Genomic DNA, 23,016 nt, shown 5'->3' with positions numbered 1-23,016 from the left:
TCTCCTTAAATGAATTAACTTAACCACCGACGACAACACCGCCATTCGGATGGAGGACTTGTCCCGCCATATATGAGGAATCTTCCGAGGCTAAAAAGACAAAACAGGGAGCAACTTCTTTCGGCTGACCCGGACGTTTCATCGGGACTTGCTTCCCAAAATTACTCACATCATCGCCGCCAAAAGCGTCAGGAATAAACGGTGTCCAAATCGGGCCGGGAGCAACGCCATTAACGCGAATTCCTTTCTCAATTAAAGGCTGAGAAATGGAGCGAGTAAAGGCTAGAATTGCGCCTTTTGTGGTAGAATAGCTTAACAAAGAAGCGTTACCCTTGTAAGCATTAATTGAAGTGGTGTTAATGATGGCGCTACCCTCTTTTAAGTGAGGCATAGCCGCTTTGGTAAAGTAAAACATTGAGAAAATATTGGTTGCAAAAGTGCTACCGAGTCGAGCCGAATCAATTTCCTCAATGCTGGCTTCATAATATTGTTCGGCCGCATTGTTAACGAGAATATCTAACTTTCCGAACTCGTTAACGGTCTTTTTAACGGCTTCCTGACAGAAGTTTTCGTTGCGAATATCGCCTTCAATTAACAAACAACGGCGACCCTGATCTTCAACGGCTTTTTTAGTTACTTGAGCGTCCTCAGTTTCATCTAAATAAACAATGGCAACATCGGCGCCTTCTTTGGCATAATAAACCGCCACCGAACGACCAATACCGCTATCGCCACCCGTAATTAAAGCAACCTTATCTTGCAGTTTACCACTGCCTTTATAATTGGGGTCGTCGTATTGGGGTTTGGGAGTCATTTCTGACTCTAATGCAGGTTTTCTTTGTTGAGATTGTGCGGGAATCTTATCGGGTGTAATAGTCATTTTAAACTCCTAAAATTTTAGAGGGTTAATTCAGATTACTGTGCCGGGTCAAATTAAGAAATGGGGAGATAGAAAAAGCTGGAAAATTAGCTCATTATCGGGCGTCAATTTTCCAGCTTATTCATCAATACAACAACACTTAACCTTGAGATTTACTGTTTTTTCCTCAACTGTCAACTCATTTTAACAGTCTGAAAAACATACTCTATGTGTCAGAATTGGAGATGAGATTATTGCATTTGATTTTGCAAGCGTTTCTTCGCTTCTTTAAATTCGGTTGCCATTTGTTCGCGTTGGCTATCGTTCATGTTTTTCCGCATAGCCGCAAACATGGTACCTTCTTCTTGACGAGTGTGATCGCCAACCATATCTTTAACCCGCTTTAGCATTTGTTTGAAAGCTTCGCTGCCGGGTTCGCCGTTCTTCATTTCATTGAGAACTTTTTCGAGTTCTGCTTGTTCGTCGTAAAGTTCTTGAGTATCACCGTCGCCGTAGAAGGAACGAACACGGGGATAAACAACTTCTTCTTCCGCTTTAGCGTGAGCAATTAAATCTTTATAAAGTTGTCCGAAATACTCCTGAATTTTATTGGTATCTTGAGTCTTTTCAATTTCACGCATCAAGGTTTTTGCCTTTTGGTGATCCATGAAAATTAAAGTCAAAATATCCATATCGGAAGCATCGGAAGCTTGGGTTGTTGCACTTCCTAATACACCCGTCATGGCGGCTAATGCGTCTTGAATTTGCGCCCAGAAGCCTTCTTCCGGTTCTTGACCCGTGAGTTCGCGAGTACCCAAATATTCTAGAACTCCTTTTAATTGCTCTTGATGAGCGCGATTTTCAAAGTTAACAGTATTTAAAGGCGCGAGAGCTTCTTTAACATCAGTGCCAACAACTTGTGCTGCTTTATGAACGACCAAACCGGACAGAACTTGACCGTGCTTCAACAGTTCGTGTTGAGCCATTTTTTCATATAAACTCAAATCAGAACCTTGCATCATTTCCTGTGCATGGTTCACCATTTTCTGCACTTTTTCTTTCGGTTCTGCCGGGTTTCCGTACTGAGTAATTGTGGTTTCAATGATGCCCAGGTTTTTCTCGTCGTCTTCGATCATATCCTGTAAGCGACTGCGAATATCGTTATCGCTGCATTCTTGAATAAATTGACGCTCATTGTTCAAGATTAAATTTTGAATGGCTCGCATATCGGCAAGCTTTTGAGCAATTGTAGCTCGTTTGGCATCGGTTAATGTGATAGGCATCGTTTTCTCTCTCTTTCTTTCAAAGGATTTGTAAAGCTGTTTTATATATTTACGCAGCTTGAGTATAGATTCATCTTCCTTTTGATATAAGTTTGAACATTTCGGGAACCCCAGTAGGTAGTGATTCCTAGAATACTAAAAACACGTTATAAACCAAACTATAATTCTACCTAAATATCTCTCTAATTGTAATATATATTTGGTCATAATTTGAAAATAATGACAGTTAATTAATCGCCAATCTTTAGAGTTTAATTGTCAAAAATATAAGGATTCAGGGCGCAGGGATGGCGCCCCGACAAGACTCAGACTTTACCAAGTTTAAAAATGGGCTAATTAATGATGATCTTCGGCAGAATCCGGATCGAGTTGCCATCGCTGTTCATCTCGTTGATCGAGTTGGGATTTGACTTCTAAAGGTTCCGTATCTGGCACATCAATTCCTGCGCTATCGGCGAGACTTTCTGTATCGTGACCGTCGGGAACCGCATCCATCGTCTCGGCTACGGGTGTATCTGGAACAACTTTTCTTTGATATTGAGGAAGATTTTGTTCGGAAGAATTGGGGGAAGATTGAGTTGCCATGATTTACTCCTTTATCTAAACTTATCTGATCGTTTTAAACGGGTATCAAAATCAAACAAATCCCCCGATTTGCTGGCCGAAATCACTTATCCAGTGAAAGCCCAGAAAACCAGGGGTTAAACCACCAACCAGAGCAATACTAACTTATTGAGTCACCCTCTATTTAGCGATTCTCAATTCTTTGCTTTACCGCCTCTTTCACATTTTCTATTTCGTGTTGTGCTGCGGCTTCCGCTTGCTTTCGTTTGCCTTCTGCTTTATCTTGAGGATCGCCTGTAATTTCTCCTAAAGCTTCCTGGGCTTTACCCTCAATATTCTTCATTGTAGCTTCGGCTTTATTATCTTTACTCATAATTAAAAATCTCCTTAATCTTCAGCAAATAATTTTGCTATTCTTAGTGTATCGAATGGTTATCTATCCTACTTCTACCGCAGGATAGATTCATTAACCCTATCTTCAGAGATACGGTTATGGCTGTGACGCCGCCTTGCTTAATTGAGTTTGATAATTTTCCTCAATTTCATTGAGGCTTAAATCAAATTTATCCGCAATGGCTTTTAAAACTTCCCGCTCTCTGGCTGTAATCACGCCATCACTTTGAGCAATTCTATAGCATTGCATCAACGTAGAAGGAGCAAAATCAGGATCGAGTTGCTGCAATAAACTCTCTAAAGACTGAGGATTTTGTAAGTGATTTTCGATAGTATTAGCCGTTTTTGAATTGAAATTTCCCTGCTGTAACAATTCTGAAACCACTTCAGACCAAGATTTTTCCGGAGAACTTGCCAACACCGCATGAACCATAATTTGATCCATAATTGCTTCTTGTTCTGATGCTTTTTGAAAATAGTTTTCCTGTTCTTGATAAAACTCAGCCGGAGTTAACTCGGCGCCATCGGGTTTAAGTTTAGCTTCATAAAACCGACAAGCAGCATAACCGAGTCCGTACAGCATAACGGCGTTAGAAGAAGCCCCGACAAATGCACCAATACCGGGAATAACTTCAATCACACCAAATCCCACTTTTAAAGCGCTTGAACCGCCCAAAGATAAGCCAAAAATTCCTAAGACTTCTCCCCGACGTTCCGGGTCATTTAGATCCAAACCATAGGCGGCTGCAATTTCATAAATCATTTCCGCTTGCAGTCGAGTTGTTGTGGCTAAATCGATAGCAAAAAGTACCGCAGCTAAAGGGGGAATAAAGTTGGTCGCCAATCCAATTCCAGCACCTTGAATTGACTTTTCTACCATAATGCGGTGAGCAATTTCGGCAGCCGTTTCATTGGGATATTTTTGCTGCAATTTTTCCACATTGCGTTGGGCTTCTTCAATATTTACTTGACCCAACATTACTTTAAGCCAGTCCGCCCCCAATAGTTTGGTAATCGATTTAACGAGGGGATTATCTGCGATCGCCGCCATCGTATTTCCCGTTCCTTTAAAAGCGAGTTCCAGAAGCTGTTGAGCCTGCTCTGCGCCCGCTTGAGCGACTTGATTTGCGGCTTCTATCGCTGTATCTATCACCTTTCTCAAATCCGATGTGGTTTCATAAATGCAACTGCCGAGATCGGAGTTAGAGGAAGCTTTATTTTGAGATTGAGCAGATAAAGTATATTTGGGGTCTTCCATTGTCATAATCACTCAAAATTTACTTGTACTTTTTATAGTTTACAATCTCACGACTGCAAACCCGAGATGAATGTTTATTCAACTTTAAAAACTTGGGTCAATCCGTTTTCTATACTTTTAAATAGACAATAGCACTCTAGAGCAAAAATAGATTACTCTAACAGTGCTTTGTTTTTCTATTCTTGTTAGCTTAACTCACGGTAACTTGAGAAGTATCAACCTTCGTTGCACCATCAACTTTTTTGGCAACAGAAACAATTTTATTTAAAAGATCTTGACTGGGAACTGTTCCTTTAAGAACCACCGTGCTACCTGTTTGTGCAACCCAGAGCGTTTCAATATCGTCAATTTGAGAATCTTGATCAAATGCGTAAGCGACTCGCTTGGCCAAGCCACTTTGATCGTATTCTCCATTCAAACCCACTCGTTCAGAGGGAATTGATCCGCCGCCTGTCGATGCCGGAGCTTGAGCGACGGATGTTTTTGCTGTTTTTGATTTTTTGGCTTTCTCTTCTTCGTCTCTACCAAAAAGTCTGCTTAACCAACCCATAAATTAACTCCAAAATTTATAAATAGAATTTCAACTTACATATTATCTTAGTAATCTTCTGGATTTCCTCTACCCATTGGCTGAACTCATTTAATTTTTTTCTATATCCCCCGATAGATTCTTCATTCTTACGGTATAAATTACAGATGTTTTAATCAATCGTTAATTTTTTTGTTATGATTAAACACAAACTTAAGAGCCGAAAAATTAAGGTCGAATATCCTATCAGTTAATAGCCTGAAAATAGGGGAGAAAAATTTTTATGCTTGATTCAGCGTGTTTAATTTTTAATCCGGTCGCCGGTCAAAGCGATCCCGATCAGGATCTCTCCGAAATTAAACGCCACTTGAAACCCCATATTCATTTAGATATTCAGTTTACGACTGAAGACATATCCGCTGAACAATTAGCCCGTGAAGCTATCGAACGAAAGGTAGAATGTTTAATTGCTTCAGGAGGAGATGGTACTGTTTCTCAAGTCGCCGGCGTTTTAGTGGACACCGAAATTCCATTAGGAATTATTCCCCGAGGAACCGCTAATGCCTTTGCAAATGCTCTCAATATTCCCCAAGGAATAGAAGGGGCTTGCAAAATTATTTTAGCGGCAAAAGAGCGAGTTGTCGATATGGGGAAATGTGACGGAAAACCCATGATGCTGTTAGCGGGTGTGGGTTTAGAAGCGGGGATGGTTGAAGATGCCAATCGAAAAGCCAAAAATCGCTTAGGAATATTAGCTTACTATATTGCGGCTTTCAAACAGTGGAAAGGATTTAAAACCTTTCACGCTCAACTGGAAACAAACGATAGAATTATTGAAGTAGAAGCAACCGCTATTACTATTGCTAATATTGCCCCAGCTTCTTCGATTTTAGCTCAGGGGCCGGCGGGAATTATTATGGATGATGGACTCTTAGATGTCACAATTTTTGCCCCTAAAAATCGTTGGAATGCTGTGGGAGCATCTTATCATTTACTCCTGTCGGCTTTATCTGAAGATCAAGCTCAACGAAATGATATTGGCTACTTCCGAACCCAACGCATTCGAGTTACTACCGATCCCCCCCAAAAAGTGGCTGTCGATGGAGAAGTGATCGGAAAAACTCCTGTTGAGATTGAGTGTGTTTCTCGCCAATTAAAAGTATTTGTTCCCGATAAGTTTTCTTCTGAACAACCTGAAAAATTAGAAGGATTACCCGGATTAAAAATTAAATCCAAGACAGGTAAACCTCAAAAACCAGTTCAAACCCAACAAAAAGAGAATAAAAGTAATATAGATGTTTTGATTGTCGATTATCGAATTCCCGATTAAACTTATAAAAATATTGAAGTTGATCGCCCATAAACCAACAGTTGATGAAACAAAAAACCAAAAAAATTACTTCTCGGATTTTCACTCGGCTTTTCTCACTGGTTAGTAGTGGATTAATTTTATCCGCTCTATCACTCTGGGTTTTCTTTGAAATTGCTGAGGAAGTGCTTGAACAAGAGACTACAGCGTTAGATACAGCAATTCTTCAGCATTTTCAATCCTGGCATACCCCGGTTTTAAACCAAATCTTTCGCGGTATTACTGTTTTAGGAAATCCAAATTTTTTAATTTTATTCACCGGGGTTGTCAGTTTTATTTTAATCCACTACAAACAAAAGGCTAAGTTAGGAATACTCGCAATTGCTTCCGGAGGAGCAATGGGTTTAAATTACTGGCTAAAAGTTCTATTTTCTCGCTCTCGACCTCAACTTTGGCAACAAATTGTAGATGTAAAATTGAAAAGTTTTCCGAGCGGTCATGCGATGATTTCATTGGTCGTCTATGGTATCGTTAGCTACTACTTAATCACTCAATTTCAAGCTTCCTCAAAAATTATTATCAGCCTAACGAGTCTTTTAATTTTTCTCATCGGACTCAGCCGCTTGTATTTAGGTGTTCACTGGCCGACTGATATTATAGCAGGATATGCGGCCGGATTAGTCTGGTTAAGTGCTTGTATTTTTACCCTAAAACTAGCAGAAAAACGATCAAAATTATCGTCTTAAATTAATTATAAAAATCCGTTGATGAATCAAAAATTAGATGATGCTTGAAATCAATATTGCACTCTTAACAATCGGAGGGCTAGTTATCCTACTCGGATTATTTTCTAGCCTGATCAAAGGACGTTTTTTTATTTCCGATCCCATTGTTGCTTTATTTGTGGGAATTCTAATCAGTTCAGGGGGATTAGATTTAGTACACTTAGAACATTGGGGTAAACCCGAAGCCATTTTAGAACAAAGCGCTCGTCTGGCGATTGCGATTCAAGTCATGGGAGTTGCTTTACGATTACCAAAAGGTTATCTATTCAAACATTGGCAGCCTCTAGCGATTTTATTGGGGCTAGTTATGCCTTTAATGTGGTTAGTTAGTGGCTTGCTCGTTTATCTAATTTTAGGCTTACCTTTTTGGGTTTCTCTGCTAATTGGTGCCATTATTACCCCCACAGATCCGGTGATTGCAACCTCAGTTGTAACCGGAACAATAGCAGAACAAAATTTACCTGCTCGCATCCGTTACACCCTTTCTACTGAGTCAGCCGCTAACGATGGTTTGGGGTATGCTTTTGTTTTTTTACCGATTTTACTCCTCACCAAACCCCCCGGAGAAGCAATCTTTCACTGGCTGACTAAAACGCTAATTTGGGAAGTGGGAGTAGCGGTAATTTTAGGCGGAGTCTTCGGATATATTGCCGGTAAACTCTTACTGTGGTCAGAAGCCAAAAAGATGCTAGAAAAACATTCATTTTTAGCCTACACTGTAGCACTTTCTATCTTTGTATTGGCGGCAGTAAAACTCTTGGGTAGCGATGGAATTTTAGCGGTTTTTGTTTCTGGAGTGATGTTTAGTATGGTTGTAAACGGTCGCGATCGCGCACAAGAAGAACAAGTTCAAGAAGCCATTGACCGATTTTTTACCCTGTATATTTTTGTAATTTTAGGTTTAAATCTTCCCTGGCAACAATGGCTTGAGTTGGGTTGGTCGGGTTTATTCTTAGTCGGCGCTATTTTATTGCTACGCCGACTTCCAGCAGTTCTTGCTTTGAAAAATCAGATTTCTAGCATAATAAAATGGACGGATGCTTTATTTATGGGTTGGTTTGGGCCGATTGGTGTTGCAGCCGTTTTTTATGCCAACTTATCGGTTCAACGAGTCGGACTAGAATCGATTTGGGTGGTCAGTAGTTTGATGATCTGTGCATCAATTTTAATTCATGGTTTGACGGCCGTTCCTTTTACTAAGTTCTATGGAAAAACCAATGAACCTATCATTTTTTATGAGCAAAGCTAGGTTAATCATCTATTGTTTTTCTTGAATTATTGGAGTCAACCTTCATCGCTGACTCCGAAGGAAGTTTTTATTATTTATTATTCTCCAGCTTTTGAGAGACAGCTTGGGCTGATTGTAAAAACAACAGCGCTAAAGCTGTAGCATCCTCTGCAAATTTTTCTTTATCAACCCGTTTATCGGCCGCAGGATTTGCTAACATTCCCTGAGCCACCATTAATGTAGCTATTTCCAATTTAGTTAGATTTTCTGATTGTAGATGATTCAGTAGATTTTGACTTTTATCGTTCATGTTTAACCTCTAGTTTTAATTTTATAGATTAAGCGAAATTGCTTTAGTTTAACCTCTCCCGGATGATAGATTCTGGTTTGGGGTATAGCCGCTTTCCTCTGTTTGAACATCAAATTAACGGGATAGATAGAAACTTCAGATTTCAAGCTTTCATCATGTTTGAGTTTGAGATCTCTGGGATTTTACTTTATACTTCGATATTGAAGAACTAAAGGAACAGAAGAATTGCCAGCAATTATTTCATTGTTTGTTGCGGTGACATTATCTTTATTGGTGACTCGAATTGCTTCCGAAGCGCTCACCCTCACCGGCTTATCTCGCCAGTCCGCTCGTTTTCAAGCTCGTTCAGCGTTTACAGGTTCCGGTTTTACAACCCAGGAGTCGGAAGGAGTCGTTAATCATCCCGTCCGACGACGAATTATTATGTGGTTAATGTTCTTAGGAAATGCAGGAATTGTTACGGTTATTTCTTCTGTTGTTCTAACTTTTGTAACTACGGCTCGCTCGGAGCAATGGATATTAAGATTGCTGCTCTTATTCTTAGGATTGGCTTTGCTTTCTTTAATAATTCGACATCGAGGATTTAACCGATATCTGAATCGATTAGTGAGATGGGCGTTGCGAAGTTGGACGAATTTAGATGTGCGAGATTATGCAAATTTACTACATCTCAAAGGCGAATATCGGGTTATGGAATTGCAAGTTAACTCGTCGGATTGGCTGGCTAATAAACAACTTCATCAACTCCGATTAAAAGCCGAAGGTATTATGGTTTTGGGAATTCAGCGACAGGATAAAACCTATATCGGAGCGCCGAATGGTTCGACCTATATTCGTCCTTTAGACTTGCTCATTCTTTACGGTCGCAAGACTGCTTTATTAGAACTTGATTCTCGTCGAGATGACTTAACAGGTGAGATTGCTCACGAAAAAGCAGTTAGGATTCAAAAGTATATTATGCAGGAACAAGCCGAACAAGATGTCACTTCTTCAGAGAGTTTAAGCTCACACTAAGCTAGTTTATTTTTAGCTGCTTTCAACCCCAAAATTAGAGTTGATAACCTTCTTGGAATCCAACTCGATAACCCGACATAAATCCATTTCGATAAGCTTCAGTCGCATCATTCGGAATCATTGCTTCAATTTCTGCTTCTATTCTTTGTTCCCTTCCCTCAGATTCACGATATTCTTGTCCGTATTCTAATCCTACTTGATATCCTTCGTCAAAGCCCTGAGAACAATCGATCTGTTGACCCGAACCCGGAACTTGTTCGTACTGTTGACAGAGTTGATTTTCTATACCGCTAACTTGGGCTAAAGCGGGAGAAATACCCCCAAAAAACCCACCGATGAGTAAACTAATTGTTAGCGGAATCTGAATATTTTTAAACATAATTTATTTGACTTTGATATTTACCTTATCTCAAAGGTTATCAAAATCGTTCATCGTTCCGGATCAATCAAAAGAAATATTTTGTTTCAAGGTTGGGGTTAAAAAATATAACAGAACAGCGATCGCCTAACGGTGCGGTGGATAACATCAAAAAATTATAAATTTCAACAGTAGGGTGGGTGACATCAAAAAGTTTCTGATTTCAACAGTTAAGTTATTCGTTGTCACCCACCTAAAATTGTAAACCTTAAGCGCTCGGCTAACAGTAGGGTGGGTGACATCAAAAAGTTTCAGATTTAAACAGTTAAATTATCGGTTGTCACCCACCTAAAATTGTAAACCTTAAGCGCTCGCCTTTCACCCACTTTCAGTAATGATCATCTTTCTCTTGCAGAATTGAAATACAACTTTAATAGGTATCATCATTACGAGTAATGATATCTACATGAAGCTATAATAATTTCATCATCTGTTACCTGATCAACTAAGCGATGCTCATCGTTGATCCGTCTTGACCAAAATCCACTGAGTTCATATTTTAAAGGTTCTGGTTTACCCAAACCCTCAAAAGGAGAGCGATCAATATCCTGAATTAACTTAATAATTTTTCCATACAGTTTTTTATCCTGAGTAGCCCATATGTTAAAATCTTCAAAGGCTGATGCTTCAAAGACGATTCTTCTTCTCATGTCAGATCATCGCTATTAAATTCAACTAGATTATCTCTTTTCTTAATATTATCTACGGCTTTGATCAATTTTTCTCGATTAGCTGGAGACTGTAATAAATAGGAAGTTTCATCAACCTCCGAAACAACAATTTCAATCTCTCGGTCGCGAAATATGGCTTTCAACTCGGTCAAAAAACGATCATCTAAGTCATTAGCCTTAACTTTGTAGACTTTTTGCATCTTTCAAACTTCACCTACTCTAACCTGAGTTTAACACAGTTATTTCACGTTTAAGCGATCGCCTAACAGTAGGGTGGATAACATCAAAAAATTATAAATCTCAACAGTAGGGTGGGTGACATCAAAAAGTTTTTGATTTCAACAATTAAGTTATCCGTTGTCACCCACCCGACAACTTGAACAGGGGTTTTTCACTAACAGTAGGGTGGGTGACATTAAAAAATTTCTGATTTCAACAGTTAAATTATCGGTTGTCACCCACCCTACAACTGTAAACCTTAAGCGATCGCCCTAGCTGCTAGTTTCATTCACTCTTCCTCATCAACTCATTCTAACTTTTGTGTTTTTTCGGAATAGTTAAACATGAATACAAACTTATGCTTGGGTAGAATTAGGGTTGGAAGATAGAGTGGTTGTTCATCCCAACCCTTCTTTTTCTCACCTTTTTCATACATCACTACAAGTGTAGGAACATCGGGATATTCCTTTTTTGGCTTACTGAATAATTCACTTTGTCCAAAGCTACCTCGCCAAGGACGGGGTTTATTTGACAAGCCAAGTCCATCACCTTTCTGACCTCGATTTATATTGAGAATTCCTTTTTCAATACCTTCTATTTTCATAGCTTGTAAGGCTTCTTGAACTCGTTTATCCTCCCAGGGATGTCCCTCACAGGAACGGCTTGGCATATGTTGAAGAAGCTGGATTATGAAATCTATATCTACTTTAGAATATTCCTGATTCTTATATTGAGCTAAAAGCTGATCTAGAGCTTCTGTATGTTGCTTAATTTCCGGCTTTTTCCAAAGTGGATCAGCAGGTTTTATTTCTGAACCAGGTGTGAAAGCATTGATAGCTGCTGGATTTAAAACATTAGAACGAGTAGGCTTTAGTGGACGACCAACCCAAACAGGCTTAAGCTTAATTTGACTTGGATCATCGCCAATAGCTTGACGCATTCCCTCATCAGCCTCATGGATAGTACGGAAATCTTTTAGAATGCTTTCAGATAGAAAAAGACGGGTAACATCCTTCAAGTTTTGACGATAACCATACATCCGTGCGTGTTGGTGAACAGTATCCATCATTTTCTGTTTAGCTTCGCGCCCGTAGTAAGTTACCATTAATCCCTCAATTGTTACACCTCGTCCCAGTCTATTTCCACCTATTAAAATATTCATCCCCGGATTATAGTTTGGTTCTTTATCAGGATTGTTTGCGTTAATTACTTTGGGAATTGCACTTCGTAATTCATGTTTTAAGTGTTCAAGAAGCTCATCAATTGGAGATAAATTTTGCACGGTTTTCTCTAGCTCTTGATAGGCTTCGCTCAACCATTTACGAGCTTCTTTTTCCTTCGTAGGAGATGCTTGACCTCGAAGAGCTTTGTCTAGATCGATAACAAAACTACTAATCACTTTTTCAAGATGTTCGTGATTATCCCGCTTATAGCATATATGAGCTAGAAAAGAATACTTAGCATCTTCATCTTCTTCGGTTTGCATCTTATAAATAGAAGCCAAGAAGAAGCAGCATAAAGCCAGTCTCAAACCTTTAGGAATATCCCAATTATTACCCGGATTAATTTGACCTTTTTGTTTTTTGAGTTCCTTGACTTCTTCGGCACTAACAACATAAGAGTATGGGCTATTGTCTGCAAAAAATAAGTCTCCTCCCATATAACTATTTCCCGGTTCAGGAAGAGCAGCACAGAAAGTAGGTTTACATGGATGCTCAAGATTTTGCAGAAGCAAACTTTGAGGAGTAGCCGTGATTTGTACATAGATATGATTTGCTACCTCTTTCCTAATCTTACCGATTTTATCAAAAGTTGGACTATCCTCTACAGAATCTTTACCTTTTTTAAATTGCTTGGCTTCATTTGTGTTGAGACTAGCATTATCAGCTTCATCATCAAAGATCAGAGTGGGGACACTACTGGCTTTAGCAGATGTTAGAACTTGTAGTAAGTTATCTAGATGACGAACATTCTTGGTAGAAACTAAGACTACACCTGTATATTCAATATAAGGACTCAATTTACTTTCTGCAAAATCTTTAGGATCTTTATTCCATTGCTCCCAGTCAAAGACAACAGGCCCTCCTTTGAGTTCAGTATTAAATCGACTTGCTGTTTGTTTACCCAACCAAGTATTATCAGAAGTCAATACAATAAAGCATTTAAAACCATTATCTTGAGCGATCGCAAGCGTAGCAATTGTGGTAATTGTCTTTCCACTTTGAACTCTACCATATATTAATCCAGTCGTGCCATTAACAAATTCTTTACCCTTACGAGAATGACTAACTTTTCCTAGACCCGAAGCACCAACATCATTACCACCGAACGTCTGAGTATAGACATCAACACAGTTCTGGACCACATCAACAGCAGTTTGTTTTAACTTTTCTGCTGCTTCATCTCCAATTTTTTTCTTCTGTCTCTTCAGCAGTTGAGTGATACAATAACCATCCGTTTTAATAGGTGTTTTACTCATAATTTTTTTCTGATTTTGATAGAATAATGCGTGGCCAGTCACTTTGAGGGACAGTTCGTTCCATCTGTTCCCTACCCGGCCCCACTTATATGATAGCTTCCCCGAGGTCGTCTTGACACCGAAATATATTGACCGCTAATATTTTCTCGATTCTCTAGAATATCTAACACACGATCCAAAGCCATACAGCAAATACCATCTTTATGGCACACTAAAGCTAGAAAGACTAAAACGTTGAGATGTTGATCCCGCACAGTCTTTAAAGCTATATCTTCTTGTTCACTAAAAGTAAAAGACCATGCGGATTTTGGTTTTTTTGATAATTTGAATAAAACCGCAGACTTTGTATTGTCTGTTTCAATTAAGTATAACGAAGAATGTATATAAGAGTAGTGAACAAGAGTCACTTTATTTCCAAAATTAATAAGCTTTAATAAGGCAGCACCGTATAGAAACTCTTGATCGGATATCATTGACAGCTAGTAAACCAATATCTCAATCATAGCTAAAACTGCTTGATATTCAATCTAGTCCTGTATATGTAGTGCAAGCGTCTCGCTTGCTAGCGAAGCGTTTCTAGTTGAGTATTGTTCACATTTAAGCGATCGCTTAACGGTGCGGTGGATAACATCAAAAAAGTTGCAATCTCAACAGTAGGGTGGGTGACATTAAAAAGTTTTTGATTTCAACAATTAATTTATCGGTTGTCACCCACCCTACAACTCAACAATTAACAGTCGGGTGGGTGAGATTAAAAAGTTTTTGATTTCAACAGTCGGGTGGGTGAGATTAAAAAGTTTTTGATTTCAACAGTCGGGTGGGTGAGATTAAAAAGTTTTTGATTTCAACAATTAAGTTATCCGTTGTCACCCACCCTACAACTCAACAATTAACAGTCGGGTGGGTGACATCAAAAAATTGGAAATCTCAACAATTAATTGATCAGTTGTCACCCACCCTACTACAACTACTCGTTACTGAAGCCTTCTATCGGCGCGAACCCTTGACGTTGAATATTTTCTGTTATCGTCCGAGGTTCGAGGAATTGTAACAAATAATCCGGTCCTCCCGCTTTGGAACCAACACCGGAAAGTTTAAACCCTCCGAACGGTTGACGGGAAACAATTGCACCCGTAATTCCTCGGTTAATGTACAAATTCCCCACTTCAAAATCGGCTTTTGCTGTCGCAATATGAGACGGAGTACGAGAATACAAACCGCCCGTTAATGCAAAGTTTGTACCGTTAGCAATATTAATCGCTTCCTCAAAATTCGGCGCTTTAATCACCGCTAAAACCGGCCCAAAAATCTCCTCTTGGGCAATTTTTCCCGTCGGAGAAACGTTCACAAATACCGTTGGCGGAACAAAATATCCGGTTTCCGGTGCGGGAACTTGAATGGCGAGTTCGGCTTCTTGTTTGCCAATTTCAATGTATTCTAAAATCCGTTTTTGAGCATTAGCATCAATTACCGGACCAACAAACGTGCTAGGATGAACAGCATCCCCCACATTAAGCGATCGCACAGCTTCGGTTAAACGGCTAACAAACGCCTCATAAACCGGTTCTAAAACCACCACCCGAGAACAAGCCGAACACTTCTGACCGCTATAGCCAAACGCCGAATAAACGACACCCGCAACCGCCTGATCTAAGTCCGCACTTTCATCAACAATAATCGCATTTTTTCCGCCCATTTCCGCAATAACCCGCTTGAGGTGTTTTTGTCCGGGTTGCAACACCGCAGCTTCGGCGTAAATGCGAGAACCAACCTCTTGAGAACCCGTAAAGGTAATCATGTGAACGTCGGGATGTTTCACCAGATGAGAACCCACCGTTGAACCCTTGCAGGGAATGTATTGAAATACCCCGTTTGGTACGCCCGCATCGACCAAAACTTCGGCAATTTTTGCCGCAATTACTGATGAAACTTCCGCAGGTTTTAACAGCGTACAATTTCCCGTTACCAACGATGCAACCGTCATCCCAACAGGAATAGCTAGGGGAAAATTCCAGGGGGAAATCACAACAGAAATCCCTCGGGGTTGATAATGATAACGATCCGTTTCTCCGGCTGTATCATATTTATATCCCTGATCTAAGCGTTCCATTTCATCCGCATAATAGCGACAAAAATCAATCGCTTCGGAGACTTCTGCATCGCACTGATGCAACGCTTTTCCAACTTCATAAACCATCCAAGCACACAACTCGTGGCGGCGCTGTTCCATCAATTCTGCGGCTTTGCGTAACACCCCCGCACGTTGACGAACGGGCGTCCGTTTCCAAGCCGGAAATGCGGCTTTAGCAGCTTCTAATGCAAGTTCTGCTTGGTCGATACTAATTAACCCAATTTTTCCGACAATTTCTGAGGGATTAGAGGGGTTAACAGAATCAACAATGGTTTCGGTTTGTTCCCGTTTTCCGTTAATTAACGGCAGATAAGTTTGACCCAATTGTTGACGAACCGTTTCCAACGCTCGAAACGCTTTATCTCGTTGAACGGCGTCTGCATAATCGCTATCTGGGGCGTTCGGAAATACGGGTTTCCAAGTGTCTTTAATAGTGCTTTCCGCGTTGGGTTTTGGAGGTGCCAAAAGTTCTTCAATCGGTCGATTTTCTGAACTTTGACGCAGGAAAGAACTATTGGCTGTATTCTCCAACAAACGGCGAATTAAATAAGACATTCCGGGCAATAAATCGCCGTAGGGACAGTACATCCGCACCCGATATCCTTGTTTTGCCAACGCTTTCGCCAGTTGGTCGCCCATTCCATATAATACCTGCATTTCAAAGGCGCGACGGGGAACGTTTAACGTGTCGGCGATCGCAATGGCTTTAGCTTGAGAACGAACGTTATGGCTGCCAATTGCCGAATAGATGTATTGATGATTTTCTAACATCAATTGGGTCAATTCTTCATAGTTCGCATCGGTCGCGGCTTTATCATTATAAACCGGTTGGGGCCAGTCGTTTTGCATGGCTTTGATGGTTTCTTGGTCCCAATACGCCCCTTTCACCAGTCGCACAGTTACCGGATTTCCGCGCAATTTTGCCCATTCGATGATGCCTTCTAAATCTTTTTTAGAATCCCGCAAATAGGCTTGAACCGTCATCCCGATATCGGTGCGGTTGCGAAATTCTTCTTCCATCAACAGATTTTTTAAAATGCTGAAGGTGAGATTTTTATAGGTGTATTGTTCCATATCGAAGTGAACCGCAGCGCCCAATTCTGCCGCCCGACGGAGTAAAATTCGGATACGTTCGCTAACTTTTGCTTCGCTTCCTTTGGCGTCTAAGGGGTCAAATTGGGAATAAAAAGCGGTTAATTTAACAGACACTTGAACTTTTGAAATGGGTTGTCCGTCTGCTTCATCAATTTGAGGAATGGTTGACCATTTTTTCGCCGCTTCGCTGAGTTTTTCCATCAACTCTAAATAACTGTTGAGATAAGCCTGGGCTTCGGCTTCGGTAATAACGGCTTCTCCGAGTAGGTCAACGGTGAAACCCAGTTTATCTTTCCGCAGTTTTTCTAAGGTGTTAATAACGTGAGGAATGGAGTCCCCGGCGATGTATTTATGGGCGAGAGTTTCCACCGCAGGGGCGACGGTTGTTGCGGCTAATTTTCCCGGTACCGAGTCGGGGTTTGCAAAGTTGAGAAGTTTTTTTAAGGCGTCAGGAAGTTCGACTTCTGATGTGGTAAGATATTCTTGCAAATGGGCGGCGATTTCGGGTTTGCTTCGCAGGGCGGGTAAACAGTCGATAAAATGGAATAACTGCACGCGCAGTCCGGGGTTCGCCATCGTCCAATCGAGCAGTTTATCATCCCAACGCATTTGGTCTTGCAACTGTCCGAGAAACGAGCGTTTTTTCTCTTGCGTTGCGGCGAGGAGTTGTTTGGCGATTTCTTGTGTTTTGGTTTCGTATGTGCCAGGAGCTTGTGCAACCACGGTTAATGTTTCTCCAACAATGATTCAACATGAGCAACAAGGGAAAGAGTTTGTTTACTGGTGTTTTCTCTCTCCCTCGTTGGTGAATAGATTCTTTATTCTATTGTACGTCGAAAGGGTCAATTATTTTTAAGCGTTTGGAAAACTGCAATAAAAAGTAATTTTACTTAGAGATTGATTTGAATAGCTTTTAACTATTGATTATTATCTTCTCTAAAAGATAGCGCATAATCTTCTGAATTTGAAGCGGTTGATTGAATATTAATAACGTTAATCTTTTTTAGATTAAGTCAAAAAGGATTGAGGATAGCTAGATTTTGCGGCTTCAGTCGGATGACTCCAAGTTAAACAAGTTTAAATTTACCTTAACCTGCGAAATTCGGCCAATAGCGTCTCTATGACTGAGGATAGCCCCAGGAAATCACGATATATCGGTATTCTCGCCGATCTCGATTCCCTCAACCGAAGGTTAACAGACGATTACCTGCTGGTTAAGTGCGTTATATTGCTGATAAGCGGCTAAACCCGCCATTAGTCATCAAAAATTTAGATCTTTAGGAGGATGTCGTTTGAATTTAGGTTAAAAATAGGTTAAAATAACGTGATCAAATGCCCCGGGCATACAACTTAAGGGTTGTCTTAAAGTAGTCAATCCCTCTATTTGTTCACTTTCTTGTTTTGAAAATGAAAGTCTCTTTTCCTGTGTCTAATTTGAGAAAACTTGTCTTCACCAAAACCCTGGTCAATTTAGTTATTTTTTATCTTCCCTTCCTGATTATTTTGCTTCTTTCGAGTTGGCAGACTCAGATTCCCGTTCATGTCTTAACGCGGGATATTTTTGCCGATCTTGAAGCGCCAGTTTACACGGGATTAATTTCAAACCTGGGGATTTTAACGTGGTGTTGTAGTGCGGTGGTTTGTCTGTTTACGTTTTTTGTCATTCAACCCAGCACAGGAACAGCAAAGAAAATCAAGAATTGTCTGGGTTGGTTTGGATTAATTTCGGCTTGGATGATGCTGGATGACTTTTTGATGCTGCATGAAAGAGTGATTCCAACGCGGTTAGGCTTCCCCGAAAAAGGGGTTATAATTCTGACTTTGGGTTGGGTGATTTTTCATGTATTTCACTATCGAAACCTGATTTTAAAGCGGACGAATTTTCCAATTCTCGGGTTGGCTTTTTTATTCTTTGCGAGTTCTTTACTCATCGACCGTTTACCCTTTGAAGTTGATTATATCGGGTCTGAAAGTAATTTATATTTCATTCTCGAAGACGGCAGCAAATTAATGGGAATTGCTACCTGGTGCTTTTATTTATGTAGGCTTTGTTATCAACAAATTGTCTACTCAGAAAATTCCTATTATCCCGGCGATAATTTAAAGTGAATTGCGGATATCTTGAATCACCTCTAACGCCGTGTTTTGGGTTTGAAGATCTCCTTGGCGTCCTAACAAATCCGCCGCTTTTTGTAAATCTTCAATCGCTTTTATACTCTCTCCCTGTTGATAATAAATAAATCCCCGATCTAAATAAGCTTGGGAATAATTGGGATTGAGTTGAATCGCTTTATTGTAATCTGCCAAGGCTTTGGGTGCATTTCCCGCTTGCAAATATTCATCAGCGCGATAATAGTAAGCATCTGCATTATTGGGTGCAAGTTCAATGGCTTTATCATAATTGGCGATCGCAGAAGCATGACTGTTTAATTCTGAATAAGCCACACCCCGGTTTAAATAAGCTTCGATTTGTCCCGGATTGAGATTAACCGCTTCATTAAGATTTGAAATCGCCTGTTGATAATCACCCGACTCTATTAACTTCATCGCCCGATTATTCAGTTGAACCGCCTGTTTCGCCTTCTCATAATATTGATTGACCACTTCATAATTTTTCTGATAATCTTTGAGTTTAGCTTGAGCGTTGGCAAACTCCGGGCTATCTTCGGGAATATTAATCAGTAAAGTCATGGCCTGTTGCCATTTTTGATGAACTTCTTGCCAAACTTCTGCGGTATGGGGCGGGTTTTGCGCCAATTTAGCCGCTGACCAAGCCAGTTTTTTGGCCGCTTCTATACCCTGTTGTCCTTCCGCTTTTTGTTGCAATTTCCGCTCTATTTCATCGAGTTTAGTCGAGTATTGATCGAGGTTTTCAGTCACCGCTTGCGGTGCGGTCGCAACAACGGGTAAAGTCGGTATATTATCTAAAGTCAGTAAAGCATATTCGATTTGTTGTTGAGCATTTTTGAGTTTTTCAGTCTCAGAAATTTGATTAAGATCTCCGAGGTTTTCCACCTGGGCGGTTGCTTTGGCGATCGCTTTATTTTGCACAGATTTTGTGTGCCAAACTAAACCCAAGGAACCCAAGATCATAATGCTTAAGGCCACAATCAGCGTTTTAGCGTCTTTCATCATCCTTACCTTTGAATGCTAATTCATTGTAGAAACGTTGAGGTTAAACGTCTACCTTACCATTTTAGTGAGAATCAAACCCGGTGATGGGCGCACGAGATCGGAGAATTTCTACAATTAATTGTAGAGGCGATCGCGGTGCGCGTTAAATATCTTAATATGAAAGTTCAATTGATCTTGATATAATTAAAGATCTTCTCAACTGTAGCAGAGATGACTCCCTTTCATTCCCATCTGGGGCTTTCTACCCCGATGCTGCCGCCGGCTCCGAGGTCACGGACAGACGAACGCTTGAGTTTTGAAATGTTTCTGCGGGGTAAAATTGGAGCGCTTTGGCTGATTTTAGAAAGGCAAACCTGAAGAAAGAGTAGATATTTTCAGTCAGTTGATCGGCGTTTAAAAAACGTTTGAGAGGGAATTTAAACTTCGAGTTCCGTAGGTTTATCTGCTCAGAATAACCGATAAACCTAGAATTTTTAACCCGAAGCATCGCGACTTTGTTAAAATTGAATCCGATGATAAATTTCATCTCAATCCCTTGTTAACATCCTCATTTTACCCTGAATTTTAACCCATGAAACGACGCATTCTGTTAAGTTATGCCGCCACCGCCACCGCCACGACAGCCGCCCTAGCTGCTTGTAGTCAGACGAATACCACCAGCACAGCCGGGGGAGCCTTACCCAACGTGCGCTGGAAAATGGCGACCAGTTGGCCGACTTCGCTCAAAACCCTCTACGGTGCGGCGCAGAGAGTCGCTCAGAGGGTTAGCGAAATGACAGAAGGACGATTTACCATTCAAGTGTTTGCAGCCGGTGAAATTGTACCGGGATTGCAAGTTTTAGATGCGGTACAACAGGGAACAGTTGAATGCGGTCACTCGGCCAGTTATTATTATATCGGAAAAAATCCCGCTTTGGCATTTGGAACGGCCGTTCCTTTTGGATTAAACGCTCAACAACAAAATGCTTGGCTCTATCAAGGCGGCGGAATAGATTTAATGCACCGGCTGTATTCTGATTTTAATACTATCGCTTTTCCGTCGGGAAATTCCGGCGTACAAATGGGCGGTTGGTTCAAACGAGAAGTGAATACAGTCAATGATTTACAGGGTTTAAAAATGCGAATTCCTGGCTTGGGCGGAGAAGTCTTATCTCGCTTAGGAGTCAATGTTCAAGTCTTACCAGGTGGGGAAATTTTTCTGGCTTTAGAACGGGGTGCGATTGATGCAGCAGAATGGGTTGGGCCGTTTGATGATGAAAAATTGGGCTTAAACAAAGCCGCACAATTCTATTACTATCCGGGCTGGTGGGAACCGGGTTCAACCTTTGATTTGCAGATTAATTTAGCGGCTTGGAATAAACTCCCGAAAGAATATCAAGAAGTCGTTAAAGCGGCGGCAATCCAAGCGAATATGGAATGTTTAGCCACCTACGACACTGAAAATCCTCTCGCCCTCCAACGGATGATCCAAACCGGAACGCAACTCAAGGCTTTTAGCCCCGAAATTATGACAGCCGCCCAACAAGAATCCTTTGAAATTTATGAGGAAAACGCCGCTAAAGATTCCACCTTTAAAACGGTTTATGAACAGTGGAAAAACTTCCGAGAAAGTGTTTATAAATGGAGTGCAGTCAGCGAACTCGCCTATGGAAATTTTGCCATCGCTCCCGCATTACAAACCATTACCCAAAAAAGTTAAGTATCTTCTGTAAAAACAGTAGGATGGGCAATGCCTATCCTATTTTTTTGTCGAATCTCTGGCAAAATAACACCGTGAATTAACCGAATTATTTGGATAAATTAACGCTAAAATCCTCGGATGTGTCTGTAATTTTAACTCCCAACGTAAACGCTAACCTTCACCCCTCGATCTTCAGTAACCGTTAAATTTTCAGCCTTCATTTCTCCCCCTCAAAACAGTTATGAAGTCAAATTTTAATAGAATTGCGAGCAAAAATAGCTGATTAATGAGATAATAGAATTCTTCAGTCGATCAGATGAGTTTAGGAGATGAACAATAATGAGCGCAATTGAGAAAAACTGCGTGGTTGTTCCCGTAGATTTTGGGGAACTCTCCCTCACGGCGATCGCCACCGCCTTAGAATATGTCAAATCCCCCGAGCAAATTCATGTCATTCACGTCTTAGAACCCCTTCCCGCCACCGATCCGGCGATGATTTGGAGTACCCTCGACAATGAAACCCGAAAAAATAATGTTCATAAAAAGTTAAAAGAAGTTTTAAATCAACCCGAACATCAAAGCATAGAAATTCATGTAGAAATCGGACATCCGGCTGAAAAAATTGTAGACTTTTCCCAAGAACAAAAAGCCGATTTAATTGTAATTCCCACTCACGGGCGCCGAGGAATTAGTCGGTTTATGTTGGGTTCAGTCACCGAACGAGTGATTCGATTTGCTCAATGTCCGGTCTTAGTCTTACGATAGCTAAATCTTGATCTGAATCTCGATCTGAATCTCGATCGGATTTCCATCGAATCTGCAAAAATTTAACCCAAGCTGAACCTTTATTTAACCTCAAAGGTGTAGGGTAAGGTGTAAGCATTCATAAGGGTCCTATCGTGACGATCTCGACGCTTGCTATACTTCCTTCTAACGCAAAATCCCGTGATTTTTGCAGACGAGATTTAATCCCACTTTGGCCTGAAGCCCTCTGGAAAATCGAGTCAGGAATTGTCCGCACAGTCACTTGGAATGAAGAAGGAAACCAAATTAGTTTAGGATATTGGGGGGTCGGAGATGTTATCGGTCAACCCCTATCTCGACTCGACCCCTTTCAAGTCGAATGTTTGACCCCTGTCACCGTGAGTTTAATTCCTCCTCAACAGTGGTCACAGGAGTTAGATTCGATTCTTTCTCATATCCAACAAGCCCAAGAATTACACAGCATTGTTCAAACTCAAAGTACCGATTTACGTCTGTTAAATTTCCTCAATTGGTTAGCCAAAAAGTTTGGAAATCCCACCGAATTCGGGTTGTTAATTGACGTGCGTTTAACTCACTTAGAAATCGCCGATGTGATTGGGATAACCCGAGTGAGTGTAACTCGAATGATGCAAAAATTAGAACGAAAAGGAATTATCCTACGTCCGAGGCGTCACTGTATTATTTTGAAGTCCAACCGATAAATTTTTCCTCTACAATCCCATCAAAACTAGAGTGTATGAAGCTTTTCTCGCACGGGTCAAGGACGAGAAAAAAAATTTAACCCTTCGATCCGGTAAATTTAACCTATTGTTAATCCTATCGATCCCGATCTGTTGATGAGAATCCTGACCCAGGATCTACTACTGTCTTTTCCGGTGAATATACCGATT

The 23,016-nt window shown here is 40.7% G+C and carries 22 protein-coding genes; 8 read left to right on the top strand and 14 right to left on the bottom strand.

The window, feature by feature from the left end; all coding sequences use genetic code 11:
• Positions 1–19: 19 nt before the first annotated feature.
• From ACL6C3_RS20465 to ACL6C3_RS20440, 6 genes are all read right to left on the bottom strand, one after another.
• Positions 20–880: an SDR family oxidoreductase gene (locus tag ACL6C3_RS20465; RefSeq protein WP_413160886.1), complete on the bottom strand. Its 861-nt coding sequence runs from the start codon at positions 878–880 to the stop codon at positions 20–22.
• 230 nt (positions 881–1,110) lie between these two features.
• Positions 1,111–2,142 (bottom strand): hemerythrin domain-containing protein, encoded by a 1,032-nt coding sequence (locus ACL6C3_RS20460; protein ID WP_413160885.1) that lies wholly within the window; start codon positions 2,140–2,142, stop codon positions 1,111–1,113.
• A 336-nt stretch (positions 2,143–2,478) separates the two neighbouring features.
• Entirely contained in the window at positions 2,479–2,727 is a 249-nt protein-coding gene (locus ACL6C3_RS20455) for a DUF6335 family protein (protein ID WP_413160884.1), read from the bottom strand.
• 163 nt (positions 2,728–2,890) lie between these two features.
• The gene (locus ACL6C3_RS20450; protein ID WP_413160883.1) at positions 2,891–3,079 is read right to left on the bottom strand and encodes a CsbD family protein; all 189 of its coding nucleotides are present in this window, start codon (positions 3,077–3,079) and stop codon (positions 2,891–2,893) included.
• Between the two features lie 117 nt (positions 3,080–3,196).
• Positions 3,197–4,363, bottom strand: coding sequence for a YcjF family protein (locus ACL6C3_RS20445; protein WP_413160882.1), 1,167 nt, complete (start codon positions 4,361–4,363; stop codon positions 3,197–3,199).
• A gap of 184 nt (positions 4,364–4,547) precedes the next feature.
• Positions 4,548–4,907, bottom strand: coding sequence for a BON domain-containing protein (locus ACL6C3_RS20440; RefSeq protein ID WP_413160881.1), 360 nt, complete (start codon positions 4,905–4,907; stop codon positions 4,548–4,550).
• A gap of 262 nt (positions 4,908–5,169) precedes the next feature.
• Between ACL6C3_RS20440 and ACL6C3_RS20435 the strand changes: the two genes are divergently transcribed.
• Genes ACL6C3_RS20435 through ACL6C3_RS20425 form a run of 3 tightly spaced genes read left to right on the top strand, consistent with a single transcriptional unit; the run spans position 5,170 to position 8,229 of the window.
• Positions 5,170–6,216, top strand: a complete 1,047-nt coding sequence (locus ACL6C3_RS20435) for a YegS/Rv2252/BmrU family lipid kinase (protein WP_413160880.1) — start codon at positions 5,170–5,172, stop codon at positions 6,214–6,216.
• A 44-nt stretch (positions 6,217–6,260) separates the two neighbouring features.
• Positions 6,261–6,941: a phosphatase PAP2 family protein gene (locus tag ACL6C3_RS20430; protein WP_413160879.1), complete on the top strand. Its 681-nt coding sequence runs from the start codon at positions 6,261–6,263 to the stop codon at positions 6,939–6,941.
• Between the two features lie 37 nt (positions 6,942–6,978).
• Entirely contained in the window at positions 6,979–8,229 is a 1,251-nt protein-coding gene (locus tag ACL6C3_RS20425) for a cation:proton antiporter (protein ID WP_413160878.1), read from the top strand.
• A gap of 70 nt (positions 8,230–8,299) precedes the next feature.
• Here ACL6C3_RS20425 and ACL6C3_RS20420 read toward each other — a convergent pair whose 3' ends face one another.
• Positions 8,300–8,518 (bottom strand): hypothetical protein, encoded by a 219-nt coding sequence (locus tag ACL6C3_RS20420; RefSeq protein ID WP_413160877.1) that lies wholly within the window; start codon positions 8,516–8,518, stop codon positions 8,300–8,302.
• A gap of 225 nt (positions 8,519–8,743) precedes the next feature.
• Here ACL6C3_RS20420 and ACL6C3_RS20415 point away from each other — a divergent pair, with 225 nt between their 5' ends.
• Positions 8,744–9,532, top strand: a complete 789-nt coding sequence (locus ACL6C3_RS20415) for a TrkA C-terminal domain-containing protein (protein ID WP_413160876.1) — start codon at positions 8,744–8,746, stop codon at positions 9,530–9,532.
• Positions 9,533–9,566: 34 nt separating this feature from the next.
• Here ACL6C3_RS20415 and ACL6C3_RS20410 read toward each other — a convergent pair whose 3' ends face one another.
• The 6 genes from ACL6C3_RS20410 to pruA all read right to left on the bottom strand — a co-directional run bounded on the left by ACL6C3_RS20410 (position 9,567) and on the right by pruA (position 17,268).
• Entirely contained in the window at positions 9,567–9,911 is a 345-nt protein-coding gene (locus ACL6C3_RS20410) for a hypothetical protein (protein ID WP_413160875.1), read from the bottom strand.
• 425 nt (positions 9,912–10,336) lie between these two features.
• Positions 10,337–10,600, bottom strand: a complete 264-nt coding sequence (locus tag ACL6C3_RS20405; RefSeq protein ID WP_413160874.1) for a Txe/YoeB family addiction module toxin — start codon at positions 10,598–10,600, stop codon at positions 10,337–10,339.
• The gene (locus ACL6C3_RS20400; RefSeq protein ID WP_413160873.1) at positions 10,597–10,821 is read right to left on the bottom strand and encodes a hypothetical protein; all 225 of its coding nucleotides are present in this window, start codon (positions 10,819–10,821) and stop codon (positions 10,597–10,599) included. The genes ACL6C3_RS20405 and ACL6C3_RS20400 overlap by 4 nt, the downstream gene beginning before the upstream one ends.
• Before the next feature lie 326 nt (positions 10,822–11,147).
• Positions 11,148–13,319, bottom strand: coding sequence for a Z1 domain-containing protein (locus ACL6C3_RS20395; RefSeq protein ID WP_413160872.1), 2,172 nt, complete (start codon positions 13,317–13,319; stop codon positions 11,148–11,150).
• Positions 13,320–13,390: 71 nt separating this feature from the next.
• Positions 13,391–13,792, bottom strand: coding sequence for a hypothetical protein (locus ACL6C3_RS20390; RefSeq protein ID WP_413160871.1), 402 nt, complete (start codon positions 13,790–13,792; stop codon positions 13,391–13,393).
• A 494-nt stretch (positions 13,793–14,286) separates the two neighbouring features.
• Positions 14,287–17,268, bottom strand: coding sequence for an L-glutamate gamma-semialdehyde dehydrogenase (gene pruA, locus ACL6C3_RS20385; protein ID WP_413160870.1), 2,982 nt, complete (start codon positions 17,266–17,268; stop codon positions 14,287–14,289).
• Between the two features lie 684 nt (positions 17,269–17,952).
• Here pruA and ACL6C3_RS20380 point away from each other — a divergent pair.
• Positions 17,953–18,654, top strand: coding sequence for a hypothetical protein (locus ACL6C3_RS20380; protein ID WP_413160869.1), 702 nt, complete (start codon positions 17,953–17,955; stop codon positions 18,652–18,654).
• Here ACL6C3_RS20380 and ACL6C3_RS20375 read toward each other — a convergent pair.
• Positions 18,646–19,680: a tetratricopeptide repeat protein gene (locus tag ACL6C3_RS20375; RefSeq protein ID WP_413160868.1), complete on the bottom strand. Its 1,035-nt coding sequence runs from the start codon at positions 19,678–19,680 to the stop codon at positions 18,646–18,648. The genes ACL6C3_RS20380 and ACL6C3_RS20375 overlap by 9 nt on opposite strands.
• Before the next feature lie 571 nt (positions 19,681–20,251).
• Between ACL6C3_RS20375 and ACL6C3_RS20370 the strand changes: the two genes are divergently transcribed.
• The 3 genes from ACL6C3_RS20370 to ACL6C3_RS20360 all read left to right on the top strand — a co-directional run bounded on the left by ACL6C3_RS20370 (position 20,252) and on the right by ACL6C3_RS20360 (position 22,827).
• A complete protein-coding gene (locus ACL6C3_RS20370; RefSeq protein ID WP_413160867.1) occupies positions 20,252–21,379 on the top strand; it encodes a TRAP transporter substrate-binding protein in 1,128 nt (375 codons plus the stop codon).
• A 321-nt stretch (positions 21,380–21,700) separates the two neighbouring features.
• Positions 21,701–22,126, top strand: a complete 426-nt coding sequence (locus ACL6C3_RS20365) for a universal stress protein (RefSeq protein WP_413160866.1) — start codon at positions 21,701–21,703, stop codon at positions 22,124–22,126.
• Positions 22,127–22,260: 134 nt separating this feature from the next.
• Positions 22,261–22,827 carry a Crp/Fnr family transcriptional regulator gene (locus ACL6C3_RS20360; RefSeq protein ID WP_413160865.1) on the top strand — a complete coding sequence of 189 codons (567 nt, stop codon included), beginning with the start codon at positions 22,261–22,263 and terminating at the stop codon, positions 22,825–22,827.
• Positions 22,828–23,016 lie beyond the last annotated feature (189 nt).

The organism is Capilliphycus salinus ALCB114379 (genome assembly GCF_047276495.1).
Lineage (GTDB): Bacteria > Cyanobacteriota > Cyanobacteriia > Cyanobacteriales > Microcoleaceae > Capilliphycus > Capilliphycus salinus.
Note: the sequence above shows the minus strand (reverse complement) of the source record. Positions and strands in the feature narration are given on the sequence as shown.

What these genes read in the sequence shown, in the direction of transcription:
- ACL6C3_RS20400 (WP_413160873.1), bottom strand. Translation starts at nt 10,821, where the DNA reads ATGCAAAAAGTCTACAAAGTTAAGGCTAATGACTTAGATGATCGTTTT.
- ACL6C3_RS20365 (WP_413160866.1), top strand. Translation starts at nt 21,701, where the DNA reads ATGAGCGCAATTGAGAAAAACTGCGTGGTTGTTCCCGTAGATTTTGGG.
- ACL6C3_RS20445 (WP_413160882.1), bottom strand. Translation starts at nt 4,363, where the DNA reads ATGACAATGGAAGACCCCAAATATACTTTATCTGCTCAATCTCAAAAT.
- ACL6C3_RS20370 (WP_413160867.1), top strand. Translation starts at nt 20,252, where the DNA reads ATGAAACGACGCATTCTGTTAAGTTATGCCGCCACCGCCACCGCCACG.
- ACL6C3_RS20375 (WP_413160868.1), bottom strand. Translation starts at nt 19,680, where the DNA reads ATGATGAAAGACGCTAAAACGCTGATTGTGGCCTTAAGCATTATGATC.
- ACL6C3_RS20390 (WP_413160871.1), bottom strand. Translation starts at nt 13,792, where the DNA reads ATGATATCCGATCAAGAGTTTCTATACGGTGCTGCCTTATTAAAGCTT.
- ACL6C3_RS20405 (WP_413160874.1), bottom strand. Translation starts at nt 10,600, where the DNA reads ATGAGAAGAAGAATCGTCTTTGAAGCATCAGCCTTTGAAGATTTTAAC.
- ACL6C3_RS20410 (WP_413160875.1), bottom strand. Translation starts at nt 9,911, where the DNA reads ATGTTTAAAAATATTCAGATTCCGCTAACAATTAGTTTACTCATCGGT.
- ACL6C3_RS20395 (WP_413160872.1), bottom strand. Translation starts at nt 13,319, where the DNA reads ATGAGTAAAACACCTATTAAAACGGATGGTTATTGTATCACTCAACTG.
- ACL6C3_RS20455 (WP_413160884.1), bottom strand. Translation starts at nt 2,727, where the DNA reads ATGGCAACTCAATCTTCCCCCAATTCTTCCGAACAAAATCTTCCTCAA.
- ACL6C3_RS20435 (WP_413160880.1), top strand. Translation starts at nt 5,170, where the DNA reads ATGCTTGATTCAGCGTGTTTAATTTTTAATCCGGTCGCCGGTCAAAGC.
- ACL6C3_RS20440 (WP_413160881.1), bottom strand. Translation starts at nt 4,907, where the DNA reads ATGGGTTGGTTAAGCAGACTTTTTGGTAGAGACGAAGAAGAGAAAGCC.
- ACL6C3_RS20430 (WP_413160879.1), top strand. Translation starts at nt 6,261, where the DNA reads ATGAAACAAAAAACCAAAAAAATTACTTCTCGGATTTTCACTCGGCTT.
- ACL6C3_RS20420 (WP_413160877.1), bottom strand. Translation starts at nt 8,518, where the DNA reads ATGAACGATAAAAGTCAAAATCTACTGAATCATCTACAATCAGAAAAT.
- ACL6C3_RS20460 (WP_413160885.1), bottom strand. Translation starts at nt 2,142, where the DNA reads ATGCCTATCACATTAACCGATGCCAAACGAGCTACAATTGCTCAAAAG.
- ACL6C3_RS20425 (WP_413160878.1), top strand. Translation starts at nt 6,979, where the DNA reads ATGATGCTTGAAATCAATATTGCACTCTTAACAATCGGAGGGCTAGTT.
- ACL6C3_RS20450 (WP_413160883.1), bottom strand. Translation starts at nt 3,079, where the DNA reads ATGAGTAAAGATAATAAAGCCGAAGCTACAATGAAGAATATTGAGGGT.
- ACL6C3_RS20465 (WP_413160886.1), bottom strand. Translation starts at nt 880, where the DNA reads ATGACTATTACACCCGATAAGATTCCCGCACAATCTCAACAAAGAAAA.
- ACL6C3_RS20380 (WP_413160869.1), top strand. Translation starts at nt 17,953, where the DNA reads ATGAAAGTCTCTTTTCCTGTGTCTAATTTGAGAAAACTTGTCTTCACC.